This window comes from Brevibacillus sp. FIR094, from assembly GCF_050477165.1.
Lineage (GTDB): Bacteria > Bacillota > Bacilli > Brevibacillales > Brevibacillaceae > Brevibacillus.
The window spans coordinates 1-14,335 of sequence record NZ_JBEAES010000018.1 but is presented as its reverse complement, the minus strand read 5'-3'; the positions used below and the strand labels follow the sequence as shown (position 1 = coordinate 14,335).

Sequence of the window (14,335 nt, the reverse complement as noted above, 5' to 3'; positions counted from 1 at the left end):
TCATGACGATTTTTTCCGATTTTCCTTTACATAAATCTATTCTGCAAGCGATTCACGATATGGGCTTCGAGGAGCCATCACCGATTCAGGCAGCTTGCATTCCAAAAGTTCTGGATGGCGGAGACCTGATTGGTCAAGCACAGACAGGTACTGGTAAGACTGCTGCATTCGGGATTCCACTTGTAGAAAAGATTACGCCTGCCAATCGTGTACAAGCGATTGTGCTGACCCCAACTCGTGAGCTGGCTATACAGGTTGCGGGAGAGCTCTTGCGCATCTCGAAATACAACAAAGTTCGTACGCTGCCAATCTATGGCGGACAATCGATCGGACATCAAATTCGTGCACTGCGTCAAGGTGTACAAATCGTTGTAGGTACTCCTGGCCGTGTTATGGACCACTTGCGCCGTAAAACATTGAAGCTGGATCACGTGCATACACTCGTTTTGGATGAAGCGGATGAAATGCTGGACATGGGCTTCATCGAAGATATCGAGACGATCATCACAGATATGCCGGAAGAGCGTCAAACCTTGCTGTTCTCTGCGACGATGCCGCCAGAAATCAAGCGTTTGGCTACCCGTTACATGAAACAGCCGCAAACGATCGCGGTTAGCCGTGAAGAAGTAACGGCGCCATTGATCGAACAGGTATACTACAAAGTGTTTGACCGTAACAAAGTAGAGAGCCTTTGCCGCATCTTGGACAGTGAGGATGTCGAGCTGGGTATCATTTTCTGCCGCACCAAGCGCGGTGTAGATGAGCTGTCCGAAGTGCTGCAATCCCGCGGATACCTTGCGGACGGATTGCATGGCGACTTGTCACAGGCACAACGTGACAAGGTCATGAATGCGTTCCGTGAGGGCTCGATTGAATTCTTGATCGCAACTGACGTAGCAGCACGCGGTATCGACGTAGGAAACGTCTCTCACGTAATCAACTACGATATTCCACAAGACTCTGAGAGCTACGTACACCGTATTGGTCGTACTGGTCGCGCAGGTCGCAAAGGAATTGCGATGACGCTGGTTACGCCTCGTGAAGTAAGACAAATGATGTTTATCCAAAAGCAGACAAAAGCACAAGTGCTCTCTCGCAATGTTCCTTCCTTGGAGGAAGTGGCTGAGCGCAAACAAGAGCAATTGCGTGAACAGTTGACTAGCCTTTTGGAAAGCGATGCAATCGCGGATATGTATCAAAAAGTAGCGGATGCTCTCGTAGGTCAATACCCGGCTGAAAAAGTAGCAGCTGCTGCATTGCACCTGGCATTCCATACCGAAGCGGGACAAGGGCAGGAAGCAGAAGCGTACAACTTTGGTGAGACAGGCGCAGCAAAAGGTATGGTTCGCTTCTTCCTGAACGTAGGCCGCAATGCGAACATGAAGCCACAGGATCTGGTACGAGAGATCTCTGAATCTGTGGGTATCCCAGGAAAATCAGTAGGTCGCATCGACATTTTCGAGAACTTCACGTTTGTTGAGGTTCCAGAAGAGGTAGCGGCATTCGTATATGAGTCACTGCGTCAAACGCGTATCAACGGAAAACGAATCAATCTGGAGCCTGCAAAGCCTCGCGGAGCAAAGCGTTCCTAATTCGATAGAAATGAGAAGCAGCCATTTCGCTGGGAGCAACCAGGAAATGGCTGCTTTTTATCGATGCGAATATTTGTTCGCAAAAAATACTTGGCAAACACTTCTGTCTCGAGGTATGATGAAGACAAGCAAAAGAGATGCGAAAATTGAAAGGGTGTGTACCATTTGTCAGATCGTCGCGCAGCTTTGGAGAGTGCATTGCGTCAAATAGAAAAGCAATTCGGAAAAGGTTCCATTATGAAGTTGGGGGAAGTATCCAACATCCAGATTTCTACGGCTTCTAGCGGTGCACTTGCTCTAGATATCGCACTTGGTGTGGGTGGGTTCCCACGCGGACGGATTGTTGAGATTTACGGACCAGAGTCTTCTGGTAAAACAACAGTAGCGCTTCATGCCATCGCAGAAGTGCAAAGACAGGGTGGACAAGCTGCTTTTATCGATGCTGAGCATGCCCTGGATCCGGTTTACGCTGCTAAGCTGGGTGTGAACATCGATGAATTGCTGTTGTCCCAACCAGACACTGGTGAGCAAGCTTTGGAGATCGCGGAAGCACTGGTGCGCTCTGGTGCAGTAGACATTATCGTAGTCGACTCCGTTGCGGCACTCGTGCCAAAAGCAGAGATCGAAGGCGAGATGGGAGATTCCCACGTAGGTTTGCAAGCACGCTTGATGTCCCAAGCACTCCGCAAACTATCTGGTGCCATCAACAAGTCCAAAACGATTGCAATCTTCATCAACCAGCTTCGTGAAAAAGTGGGAGTTATGTTCGGTAACCCAGAAACAACTCCAGGTGGACGCGCTTTGAAGTTCTACGCGAGTGTTCGCTTGGATGTTCGTAAAGCGGAATCTATCAAAGTCGGCAACGACATTTTGGGTAGCAAGACGAAGATTAAGGTCGTGAAAAATAAAGTAGCACCACCATTCAAGGTTGCTGAAGTGGATATCATGTACGGCGAAGGTATTTCCAGAGAAGGTAGCATTCTCGACATCGGTTCTGAGATTGATGTCGTGCAAAAGAGTGGTGCTTGGTATTCCTTCAACGAAGAGCGACTCGGCCAAGGTAGAGAGAATTCGAAGGTCTTCCTGAAGGAAAATCCGCACATCGCATCGCAGATTGAAACAAAAGTGCGCGAATACTTTAGCCTAAACCCTGGTTCTGTTCCAGAAGGTGAAGCTGTAAATGACCCAGAGCAAGATGAAGAGCCTGCATTTGATTTGGAGTAATGGGAAGGTAAACAGCAGCCTGTCGATAAGACAGGCTGTTATTTTAGCTTTTGCGAAAGGAGTGAAGAATGATGAAGAGCGGGCTTATTACCGCCGTCCACCGGGACACCAAACAAAAGCACCGTTACCATATCGATGTAGAAGGCGAGTATGCATTTACCGTACATGAAGACATACTGGTAAAGTACAACCTGTTTAAAGGAACAGAATTAGATGAAGCATTTTACAGAGAAGTCCTGGTAGCAGAAGAGAAGCACAAGGCGTATTTAGGTGCCCTGCGATATCTCGGCATACGCCCGCGGACAAGCAGTCAGCTACATTCCTATTTGATAGAGAAGGGATTTTCTACGCAGATTGCCGAAGAGATATGCCAGCGCTGCAAGGATCAACGCTACATCGATGATGAAGCATTTGCGAAGCAATGGGTAGACGAGCGATTGCGATTGAAGCCGAGGAGCCCGTATATGCTGCGTATGGAGCTTACCCAGCGTGGAGTGGATAGAGCGATTGTAGAGGACGCAGTACGTGGCGTGTCTAGGCAGGCTGAACTAGATGCTGCTCGAGCATTGATAGAGAAGAAGGCGCGGCGCATAGAGGGTGCACCGAACCCCGATGAAGAACGCAAGTTGCTGTCCATGCTGATGCGCAAGGGATTCTCACATGCGATCATTCAACAAATGCGTGAAGAATTGCGTCATAGAAGCGATAGTTAGGGCCAACTCTATTTGCATGATCTTGACAATTCTTGTTCACAAATAATAAAATAGGTTTGTATTTACTTGGTGTATCATATCTTTTTGTGATTTGCTCACTCGTTGCCTATGGAACAACTGAAAAACCGTGCGAAAGCTGTACGGATTCAGCGGACCGAGTAAAATCGGTCTTGTTTTTTAGCCGAATGTTCAAATGTGAGAGCACTCCATGAAAAACGAATGCTTGGAAAGCGGGGAGATGTCTTACAATAAGGAGGTGAAACGAAAAAGCCTATGGATCCTATACTTACTGTTGTCATTGTGCTCGTTGCCCTGCTGATCGGCTTGGGTGCAGGCTACTTCACTCGTAAATCCATTGCGGAAGCGAAGATCTCCAGTGCAGAAGAAGCTGCACGACAGATCGTGGAGGAAGCCAAACGGGACGCCGAAGCCGTTAAGAAGGAAAAGGTGCTGGAGGCAAAGGATGAAGTGTTCAAGCTTCGATCCGAAGCAGAAACTGAATTGCGTGAGAGACGCAATGAGATCCAGCGTCAGGAACGACGAATTCTACAAAAAGAAGAATCGTTGGACCGCAAGATGGAACAGTTGGAGCGCAAAGAAGAAGAATTGTCTGAGCGTGACCGTGCCATCGCAGAACTGCAAAGCAAGGTAGAGCACTTATATAAAGAACAAGTATCAGAGCTAGAACGAATCTCCGGCTTGACGCAGGATGAGGCGAAGACGATCATTCTCACTGATGTAGAGAATACCGTCCGTCACGAAATGGCTGTGATGATCAAGGAGATTGAGACTCAGGCCAAGGAAGAAGCGGACAAGCGTGCTCGTGAGATCATTACGACCTCCATTCAACGTTGTGCAGCAGACCACGTAGCAGAAACAACCGTTTCTGTGGTTACGCTGCCAAATGATGAGATGAAGGGACGTATTATCGGACGCGAAGGACGTAACATTCGTGCCCTGGAAACGTTGACTGGTATCGATCTGATTATTGACGATACTCCAGAAGCAGTCATCCTGTCCGGCTTCGACCCGATTCGTCGGGAAATCGCCAAGACAGCGTTGGATAAACTGGTCGCAGATGGTCGCATTCACCCAGCTCGCATCGAGGAAATGGTGGAAAAAGCGCGTCGCGAAGTAGACGAGCGAATCCGTGAATACGGTGAGCAAGCAACGTTCGAAACAGGCGTTCACGGCTTGCATCCAGATCTGATCAAGATTCTCGGACGTTTGCGTTATCGTACAAGCTACGGTCAAAACGTACTGAAGCACTCTATGGAAGTGGCACATCTCGCCGGTTTAATGGCGGCAGAACTGAAAGAAGATGTGAAGCTGGCCAAACGTGCAGGTTTGCTGCATGATATCGGAAAAGCGATTGACCATGAAGTAGAAGGTTCACACGTTGAAATCGGTGTTGAACTGGCTAAGAAGTACAATGAGCATCACGTAGTAGTGAACAGTATTGCGTCTCATCACGGTGATACCGAACCAACTTCCGTCATTGCTATGCTCGTGGGAGCTGCTGACGCTCTGTCTGCCGCACGCCCAGGTGCACGCCGTGAGACATTGGAAACATATATCAGACGTTTGGAGAAACTGGAAGAAATCTCTGAGTCGTTCGATGGCGTAGAAAAGTCTTATGCGATTCAAGCAGGACGCGAAATTCGCGTGATGGTTCAACCTGATAAGATTGACGATGCGGAAGCTACCCGTCTGGCACGGGATATCACGAAACGAATTGAAAATGAACTTGACTACCCAGGTCATATTAAAGTAACGGTTATCCGTGAAACACGGGCAGTTGAGTATGCAAAGTAAAGTGGCTGCGTGCCACTTTACTTTTTTTGTAGCGCAACGAAGGACACACCAAATGCTTGACGAAGTCAAGTTTTCTAATGAGCAGAGGAATTGTGTATACTAGCAATGAGGTGATTTGGTAATGAAGTTGTTATTCATTGGAGATATTATGGGCTCGCCTGGCAGAGATATCGTGAAAACATATTTGCCGTTACTGAAACGAAAATACAACCCTACCTTTATCGTAGCAAATGGAGAGAATGCTGCGCATGGTCGCGGGATCACAGAGAAAATTACCAAGGAGCTTTTCGAATGGGGCGTTCACGCGATTACGCTCGGAAATCATACGTGGGACCAAAGAGAAATTTTCGATTTTATTGATGATGAGCCGCGGATGATTAGACCCGCGAATTTTCCAGCAGGGACTCCTGGAAAAGGGATTACATACATCAAGCAACCTGAAGGGGAACTAGCCGTCATTAATTTGATGGGGCGTACGTTCTTGCCACCGCTTGACTGTCCTTTCCAAATGGCTGACAAGCTCGTAGAGCAAGCTCGGAAGCGTACGAAGTTCATTTTTGTAGACTTTCATGCGGAAGCCACATCGGAAAAGCAAGCAATGTCATGGTACCTAGATGGGAAGGTAACAGCGGTCGTGGGGACACATACCCATGTGCAAACCGCTGATGAACGTATTTTGCCTCAAGGAACCGGATTTTTGTGTGATGTCGGAATGTGTGGCCCAAGTAACGGCATTTTGGGGATGGAACGCGAAGCAGTTATTAAGAAGTTTTTGACGCAGCTTCCTGTTCGCTTTGAGGTAGCTCCGGATCCCGCGCAATTGAATGCAGTGCTGATTACTCTAGATAAAACGACAGGGCATGCGAAAAAAATGGAACGAATCAGAATTGACTCTGACCATCCGTTTATGGAATAATGGGAATAAGATTAGAATTTTTTGAATCTTTCAAGCAAGTTAGCAGGAATTTTTGGGGGTTATGCGAATATCATTCTAATGATGACAGGATTCCTATCAGACGGGAGGTTCAAAAAGGATGGAAGTATTAAAAGTTTCAGCAAAGTCTAACCCCAATTCCGTTGCTGGTGCCCTTGCCGGAGTTCTTCGTGAACGAGGCGCGGCTGAGATCCAAGCCATTGGCGCTGGGGCGCTTAATCAAGCTGTGAAGGCAGTAGCAATCGCACGAGGGTTCGTAGCGCCGAGTGGAGTTGACCTCATTTGTATTCCAGCCTTTACCGACATCGTGATTGATGGAGAAGAACGAACTGCAATCAAATTAATCGTAGAACCCAGATGATACAACTGCAAATGCTTCACCTGCCTGTTTGTTCGAAGAATGAACAGGTTTTTTCGTTTGTCCAGAAGTATAACCTCCGAAGTTATCGAAGAGAAGGAGCGTTTCCATATGAAAATCTTTGATGCGCACAGCGATGTATTATGCAAACTATGGCAGAACCCCGATTTGGACTTTTATAAAGAAGACAAGCTCTTGCAAGCGGGTTTTACCGCCCTTGAAAAAGGGAATGTAGACATACAAGTGCTTGCCTGTTTCGTCCCTTCTCAGGTGCCGTTTGGACGTCGTTTTCATACGGTACTAGAAATGATCGATATTTTTTATCAAGAGGTGGCCAGTGATAAATTCCGGCCCATTTTCACAAAGGCAGATTTGGCTGAATGCGTATTAAAGAGACAGAAAGGGGCTATTCTGTTTGTAGAAGGCGCGCATGCATTAGAAGAGAGTCTGGTTCAGCTACGTACGTGGTTCCGGCTTGGGGTAAGAGGAATGACACTGACCTGGAATCATGGCAATGCCCTAGCGAGTGGAAATGGAGAGCCGAATCCAGGTGGACTTACTTCATTTGGACGAGAAGTCATAGAAGAAATGAATCGGCTGGGGATGATCATTGATGTCTCGCATTTGGCCGATCCAGGATTCTGGGATGTACTAGAATGCTCGAAAGCACCAGTGATTGCTTCACACTCGAACGTGAGAAGCATATGCAATCACTCTCGCAATTTGACGGACGAGCAAATTCGAGCGTTAATCGCCAGTGATGGCGCGATCGGCTTGACGTTTGTAGACTTCTTTACCGTACCCGAGAAGCGCACGGTTTGGATCGATGACTTGCTGCGCCATTTGGATCACATCTGCGCGTTGGGTGGCGTAGAGCACGTAGGTTTTGGCTCCGATTTCGATGGGATTACCGAGACGTTTGGAGACATGGCATCTGCGGCAGATTACTCCCAGTTACTAGAAAGTTTGTTAAAACGTTATAAAGAGGCGGAAGTATTGAAATTTGTGCAAGGAAATTGGTTGCGTGTTTTCGGAAACGTGCTACAATAAAGCATGAGGATATTAATGTACCAAGTTCAACATTAAAATTCAGGTCAAAAGTAAGTTGAGTAAAAGCACTTGCAATTTGACATGGACAGGACTACAATTGTTACTGTCTATGCACAGAAATGTCACATCTTATCAGTATTTTCAAGGTGTGATAGGCAGCTTTTCTCACAGTCACTGAAAGGGTGGAATCTGAATGATTAGTCAACTTTCCTGGAAAGTTGGAGGACAGCAAGGGGAGGGCATCGAGAGTACTGGTGAGATTTTCTCGATGGCGATGAACCGGATGGGATACCATCTGTATAGCTACCGTCACTTCTCTTCCCGTATTAAGGGTGGACACACGAACAATAAAATTCGCGTGAGCACAACGCCAATGCGTGCGATCTCTGACGATCTGGACATTCTCGTAGCGTTTGACCAAGAGACGATCGATTTCAATGCGCATGAGCTTCGTGAAGGCGGTATCATTATCGCGGATGCGAAATTTAATCCAAAATTGCCGGACGGCTTGAAGCCAGTTCGCTTCTTCACTGTACCACTGACTGAGATCGCTGATGAGTTGGGAACTTCCCTGATGAAAAACATGGTGTCGATTGGTGCATCTAGTGCCATCCTCGGCATTTCAGTGGAAAGCTACCGTCCTATCGTTGAAGATATGTTCCTCCGCAAGGGCGAAAAAGTGGTTGAAAAGAACATGGATGCCATTCGCCGCGGTTTTGATTTTGTAAATGAATTGACTGGTGGTCAACTGCCTGAGTTCCAAATGGAAAAGGCTGATCCACAAAAACAACTGTTCCTCATCGGTAACGATGCGATCGCTCTGGGTGCTGTAGCAGCAGGCTGCCGTTTCATGCCAGCTTACCCGATCACACCTGCTTCCGAGGTAATGGAATACTTGATTAAAAAGCTGCCTAAATTGGGCGGTACTGTTATCCAAACAGAAGATGAGATTGCTGCTATTACGATGGCAATCGGTGCTAACTTCGCGGGTGCTCGTTCCTTGACTGCTTCTGCAGGTCCTGGTCTGTCCCTCATGATGGAAGCAATTGGTCTTGCTGGTATCACGGAACAACCAGTTGTTATCGTGAACACGCAGCGTGGTGGCCCATCTACTGGTATGCCTACCAAAATCGAGCAATCCGATGTGAATGCTATGATCTATGGTACACATGGCGACATTCCAAAAGTAGTTATCGCGCCAAGCACAGTAGAAGAGTGCTTCTACGATGCAGTTGAAGCGTTTAACATTGCGGAAGAATACCAACTCCCTGTTATCCTGATGACAGACTTGACACTGTCCTTGGGTAAACAAACCGTTGTTCCATTTGACTACAGCAAAGTAGAAATCCGTCGCGGAAAACTGCTTGCTGGACAAGAATTGCCAGAAAAAGAGCAAAACGACCTGTTCAAACGATATGAAGTAACAGAAGACGGCGTTTCTCCTCGTGTTATTCCTGGTCAAAAATACGGTCTGCACCACGTAACTGGTGTTGAGCATGATCAAACTGGTCGTCCGTCTGAGAATGCTGCAAACCGTATTCAACAAATGGATAAACGTATGCGCAAAATGGAAGGCGTCCTGAAAAACTTCAAAGGCGCTGTATCAGCAGATGCTCCTCACGCTGACGCGGATGTTCTGGTTGTAGGTATCAACTCCACAATCGGTACCATTCAAGAAGCAAAAGGCCGTCTGGAACAAGAGGGAATGAAAGTAAACCATGCACAAATCCGTTTGCTGCATCCGTTCCCAACTGAAGAAATCAAAGCACTGGTAGATAAAGCGAAGAAAGTTGTTGTTGTTGAGCACAACGCTCAAGCGCAAGTAACAAGCTTGATCAAACAACACGTTGGAAACGCTGAAAAAATCGAATCCGTGCTTAAATATGACGGTAACCCATTCCTGCCGAAGGAAATCTATGCTGAAGTGAAGGAGCTGGTAAAACATGGCGACTATGAAAGAGTTTCGAAATAACGTAAAGCCAAACTGGTGCCCAGGCTGTGGAGACTTCTCCATCCAAGCGGCTATTCAACGCGCTGCAGCGAACGTAGGTCTGGAACCTGAAAATCTGGCGGTTGTTTCCGGTATCGGTTGCTCTGGTCGTATTTCCGGCTACATCAACTGTTATGGTTTCCACGGTATTCACGGACGTTCCCTGCCAATCGCACAAGGTGTGAAAATGGCGAACCGCGAGCTGACAGTTATCGCAGCAGGTGGTGACGGGGATGGTTTCGCGATCGGTATGGGCCATACTGTACACGCTATCCGTCGTAATATGAACGTTACGTACATCGTAATGGATAACCAAATCTACGGTCTGACAAAAGGTCAAACCTCCCCGCGTTCCGCGACTGGTTTCGTGACCAAGTCTACACCGGCAGGTTCCATCGAGTCCTCCATTTCTCCAGTTGAACTGGCGCTGTCTGTAGGTGCGACTTTCGTTGCTCAATCCTTCTCCAGCGATCTGAAGGGCTTGACTGAACTGATCGAAAAAGGTATCCAACACGAAGGCTTCTCCTTGATCAACGTATTCAGCCCTTGTGTAACCTACAACAAGGTAAATACGTACGACTGGTTCAAAGAGAACATCGTACCAGTAGACACGATCGAAGGATACGATGCACATGACCGTATCAAAGCAATGTCTACTTCTATGCAATACAAAGGCCTGATTACAGGTCTGATCTACCAAAACACTGAGCAAAAACCTTACGAAGCTCTCGTAAGTGGCTTCAAAGAAGAAGGTCTGGTTAACCAAGACATTCGTTTGTCTGAAGAAGACTTCGAAAAATTGGTTAAAGAATTTGCTTAAGTTTGATAGAGTGAAAAACCTCTCCTTAACGGGAGAGGTTTTTTTGTTACATGCGTTCGCGCCACTGCCTGTACACGAGCATGACAAGGAAAAAGACAACCAATTGACCAAAGAGTGGATATAGGAAGCGGAGAAGCGAGCTAAACCCGATAAAACTGATCAAATAGCAAATCAGCAAAATCCCGAGTAAAATAGTTGGACCTCGAAGGGGGGTAACTTGTCTAATTTGTTGGGCTAGACCAAAAACGTTGGCCACAAGAGTCGAGAAGATTTCCGCATACACTAATAGGGAGAATAGAAAAGGAATGGTTGGCCCCAAGCCTTGCAGCACAGCAATCATAGGCATTTCCGCGTGATGGATTCCCGGCATTTTTACAGAGAGAGAAGCATAGGCGAGCAAGAGCAAAAGGCCAATTCCCAACCCTCCTATGATTCCCCCCAGAATGAGAGGCTTCTCGCTAGTACTCTGTCTACCCATCGGAATCAAAACCGCTTGTGTAAGCGTGACATTTAAGGCAACATAATAAAAGGGAGAACTAATCCACGCCCATGGCCGTAACGATTCAACGACGACATTCGTATCTAACCATGGCTTCGTATAAAGGAAGACAAGTACAGTAAAGCCAATGAGCATCGGAACAAAAATGCTGTTCACGTGATGGATGGCAAACAGCCCTTTTTTCGTCACGAAAAAAATCAAAATCATGCTAAACCAAATGCCGATTTGGGGAGATAATCGAAAAGACTCCCAAAAAATTGCGCCGGTAGCAGCAAGCATGACGGAAGTAGTGCCTAGCAATACGGTTAAGAGCAAGGTATTAAATACAGTGCCAAACGGATGCCCAAATAAATAGGTGCTGACTTCTTGATAGGAATCGGCCTGAATCCGATAGGCAATCAGCATGACGCGTATGCCTGCCCAAATAAACAGCGTCGTCGCCAGAATGATGCCAACTAAGCCTTGTGTTCCATATTGAACAAAGAACTCTACAATTTCTTTGCCTGAGGCAAAACCAGCTCCTACGACTGTCCCAATATACGTAAAAGCGATCTGCCATGCGGCTCTCCATGTTCCTTGCATCTCAGACCTCCTGTCCCACCTTATTCCATCCTATGAGAGGGAGTGAACCGAATATGCGCGTTACCGTGTTAGGCTATCAATCTCCTTATCCTGGCCCTGGGGGGGCTACTCCCGGTTACTTAATTGAGACAGACCGTGTCAATATTCTTCTCGACTGCGGGAGTGGTGTTCTTGCGCAGCTAGGCAAGCATTTACCCATTTATGAGCTGGATGCCATACTCTTATCTCACTATCATCATGATCATGTTGCGGATGTAGGAGTGATGCAGTACGGTTTGATGGTTCATCAGCTATTTGGCCAAAGACCTGCTGACAAGCCGCTTCCGATTCATGCTCCTGCGTTGCCAATGGCCAATGCTCAGACATTGGTGTATCGAGATGCGACCACATTTACCCCAATCTCCGAAGAAACGTCTGTTACTATTGGGGACGTCTCGATCACTTTCTTACGGACAGACCATGGTGATGGAGATCCATGCTACGCGATGCGTTTGGAAGCAAACGGACGTGTCCTCATATACGGAGCTGACAGTGGACCAAGGACAGGCTGGGAGGGCTTTGCAAATCAAGCGGATTTGTTTATTTGCGAGGGGACCTATCTGGATTACAATTTACCAGCGAAGCCAAATGGGCACCTGTCTGTTCGCCAAGCTGCAGAACTGGCACAATCCTTATCCTGCCGTTCTTTATTAGTCACGCATTTGTATTACGGCTATGATGAGTCTCAAGTAATCGCGGAGGCCAATGCCTTTGTTGCAGGTCCAGTTTATGCGGCGCGTATCGGCCTGCAAATAGATTTATAACGTTGTTTGTGTACATAGAGAGGAGAGATGACTGTGTTTCCAAATGTATTAGAAGTTGCACGTAAATTAATCCGTGAACGGGTACAAGTAGGAGAAACTGTGGTAGATGCCACGATGGGGAATGGAAATGACACCTTATTTCTTGCGCAATTGGTGCAAGAAGGAGGGAAAGTAATCGCCTTCGATATCCAGCCGCAGGCAATCGAGAAAACGCGAGAGAGACTCGAAAGAGAAGGTCTAGCGAACAGGGTAGAAATGATGCTCGCCAGTCATGAGGAAATTGACAAGCTGGAGATTAGTGCCGCGGCGATCATGTTTAATTTGGGCTATTTACCGGGTGGAGACAAAGAAATCACAACACAAGCGAGTAGTACCATTCAGGCGATTCAATCAGGGTTGAGGGTGCTCAGACCAGGTGGAATCATGACAGTCATGATTTATTGGGGGCATCCGGCGGGAGAGACGGAAAAAGAGGCAGTGGAAGCATTTTGCCACGAGCTAAGTCAATTGGATTATTTGGTTTTAAAATACCAATATCTCAATCAGAAAAACCAAGCTCCATTTTTACTGGCCATCGAACGCAGGGGACAATAAAAAGAACGAAACGAGATCCTTTCCCGGGCAAGCGCAACATCCGACATCATTCCTATGGGAAAGTAATTATTTTGTCAGGTCGCGAAAGAGGTGTACAAAAATAGGCACGCTCTTGCCCTTTCTGGCACATACCCTATGTAGAGCAATGTGGCAAGGGGGATCTACGTGGACAGAATCGGGATAATGTTGGATTGGGCCCTTATGGAGAAAGGAATTCATGGCCTCAAGTCATATGAGCGTTTGCCTTATTATGTCGAAATCGGAAAAGAGCTTGGATTGGAGCCTGTTTTTTTCCATCCGATGCATGTGAAGCCGGGAGATGAAAGGGTCAAGGGATATTTTTGGAACGGAAACCGACTCGTCTCACAGCTGGTTTCAGTCCCGCGCGTCATCCACAATCGTGTGTTGACAGGGGATACAAAAGCAAGGAATGTGATTCGAAGATTGAGCCAAAAGAAGACGGTGTTCAATGGCTTGGTTGTACGGGATAAGAGAAGAGTACACCAGATGCTCTGGAAAAACGAACACATCCGTAGCTATCTGCCACATACAGTTCCTTATTCCATAGAGCAGTTGCGGCAGTTCTTGGATAAGTACCAGGTGGTGTACGTCAAGCCTTCTATTGGATCAGTCGGAATTGGGGTAGCACGTATTGAACGGCACGGAGGCAAGTATCACTTCATTGCATCGAAAAAACGGCAAATTTTATCTCATTCGAAGATACTCTCCACGGTGCGACGTTGGGTCGGTAACAAAAGATTTTTGATCCAGCGAGGAATTCCTTTGGCGCGCTATGGAGGCAAAACGTTTGATATTCGTGTTTCGGTGCAGAAAAACAAAGAAAAACAGTGGACTGTCAGCGGAATGGTTGCCAAGGTCGCCAATCAGAAGAACAAGCTGAGCAATCTCTCTCGAGGAGGGACAGCAGTGCCGTTTTCGGAAGCTTTGGTACCCATCTTTCCTGAGGTGATACAACAACAAGCGGTCATCGAAAGAGTTGGCATAGCGGCGGTGGAAATTGCGAAGCAGTATGGTCGGCATTTTTCATCATTAGCAGATTTAGGCATGGATATGGGAATTGACGAGAGAGGCAATCCGTATTTAATTGAAGTCAATGTGCGTGATCAACGCTATTCTTTTTTCAAGGCTGGAGAGAAGGCGATGTTTAAACAAACGTACCGTCATCCACTAGAATATGCGCAGACATTACTCGCTGAAAAAAAGAAACGGAAGCAGCATCTTCTATCGCCAAGCAATTTACTCTAAAGAAGTAACGTAGAAGAATATGAAAAAGACGGTGGCATTTTAAACTGTCCCCTTTGTAAAGGACACTTTTAAAAAAGTCTAGGCAACGTTAAGAA

13 protein-coding genes are annotated in these 14,335 nt (G+C 46.9%); 12 read left to right on the top strand and 1 reads right to left on the bottom strand.

Annotated elements, in window-relative coordinates:
* The first annotated feature begins 2 nt into the window (after positions 1 to 2).
* From ACQ5DJ_RS17220 to ACQ5DJ_RS17180, 9 genes are all read left to right on the top strand, one after another.
* Positions 3 to 1,592 carry a DEAD/DEAH box helicase gene (locus ACQ5DJ_RS17220; RefSeq protein ID WP_429843557.1) on the top strand — a complete coding sequence of 530 codons (1,590 nt, stop codon included), beginning with the start codon at positions 3 to 5 and terminating at the stop codon, positions 1,590 to 1,592.
* A gap of 165 nt (positions 1,593 to 1,757) precedes the next feature.
* Positions 1,758 to 2,816 (top strand): recombinase RecA, encoded by a 1,059-nt coding sequence (gene recA, locus ACQ5DJ_RS17215; protein WP_007719158.1) that lies wholly within the window; start codon positions 1,758 to 1,760, stop codon positions 2,814 to 2,816.
* Positions 2,817 to 2,887: 71 nt separating this feature from the next.
* A complete protein-coding gene (locus ACQ5DJ_RS17210; protein WP_429843633.1) occupies positions 2,888 to 3,529 on the top strand; it encodes a RecX family transcriptional regulator in 642 nt (213 codons plus the stop codon).
* A 273-nt stretch (positions 3,530 to 3,802) separates the two neighbouring features.
* Positions 3,803 to 5,344, top strand: coding sequence for a ribonuclease Y (rny, locus tag ACQ5DJ_RS17205; protein WP_409174269.1), 1,542 nt, complete (start codon positions 3,803 to 3,805; stop codon positions 5,342 to 5,344).
* 121 nt (positions 5,345 to 5,465) lie between these two features.
* Positions 5,466 to 6,260, top strand: a complete 795-nt coding sequence (locus ACQ5DJ_RS17200; protein ID WP_429843556.1) for a TIGR00282 family metallophosphoesterase — start codon at positions 5,466 to 5,468, stop codon at positions 6,258 to 6,260.
* 118 nt (positions 6,261 to 6,378) lie between these two features.
* A complete protein-coding gene (gene spoVS, locus ACQ5DJ_RS17195) occupies positions 6,379 to 6,639 on the top strand; it encodes a stage V sporulation protein SpoVS (RefSeq protein ID WP_003385776.1) in 261 nt (86 codons plus the stop codon).
* 108 nt (positions 6,640 to 6,747) lie between these two features.
* Positions 6,748 to 7,686, top strand: a complete 939-nt coding sequence (locus ACQ5DJ_RS17190) for a dipeptidase (RefSeq protein WP_429843555.1) — start codon at positions 6,748 to 6,750, stop codon at positions 7,684 to 7,686.
* Positions 7,687 to 7,879: 193 nt separating this feature from the next.
* Entirely contained in the window at positions 7,880 to 9,658 is a 1,779-nt protein-coding gene (locus ACQ5DJ_RS17185; RefSeq protein ID WP_429843554.1) for a 2-oxoacid:acceptor oxidoreductase subunit alpha, read from the top strand.
* The gene (locus tag ACQ5DJ_RS17180; RefSeq protein WP_392427139.1) at positions 9,630 to 10,496 is read left to right on the top strand and encodes a 2-oxoacid:ferredoxin oxidoreductase subunit beta; all 867 of its coding nucleotides are present in this window, start codon (positions 9,630 to 9,632) and stop codon (positions 10,494 to 10,496) included. Before ACQ5DJ_RS17185 ends, ACQ5DJ_RS17180 begins: the two co-directional genes overlap by 29 nt.
* 46 nt (positions 10,497 to 10,542) lie before the next feature.
* Here the strand turns inward: ACQ5DJ_RS17180 and ACQ5DJ_RS17175 are convergent, their stop codons facing one another.
* Positions 10,543 to 11,577, bottom strand: coding sequence for a YkvI family membrane protein (locus ACQ5DJ_RS17175; protein WP_429843553.1), 1,035 nt, complete (start codon positions 11,575 to 11,577; stop codon positions 10,543 to 10,545).
* Positions 11,578 to 11,630: 53 nt separating this feature from the next.
* Between ACQ5DJ_RS17175 and ACQ5DJ_RS17170 the strand changes: the two genes are divergently transcribed.
* The 3 genes from ACQ5DJ_RS17170 (at position 11,631) to ACQ5DJ_RS17160 (ending at position 14,240) form a co-directional block, all read left to right on the top strand.
* Positions 11,631 to 12,380, top strand: a complete 750-nt coding sequence (locus ACQ5DJ_RS17170; RefSeq protein WP_429843552.1) for an MBL fold metallo-hydrolase — start codon at positions 11,631 to 11,633, stop codon at positions 12,378 to 12,380.
* A gap of 33 nt (positions 12,381 to 12,413) precedes the next feature.
* Positions 12,414 to 12,974 (top strand): class I SAM-dependent methyltransferase, encoded by a 561-nt coding sequence (locus ACQ5DJ_RS17165; RefSeq protein ID WP_429843551.1) that lies wholly within the window; start codon positions 12,414 to 12,416, stop codon positions 12,972 to 12,974.
* A 165-nt stretch (positions 12,975 to 13,139) separates the two neighbouring features.
* Positions 13,140 to 14,240, top strand: a complete 1,101-nt coding sequence (locus tag ACQ5DJ_RS17160; RefSeq protein WP_429843550.1) for a YheC/YheD family protein — start codon at positions 13,140 to 13,142, stop codon at positions 14,238 to 14,240.
* Positions 14,241 to 14,335 lie beyond the last annotated feature (95 nt).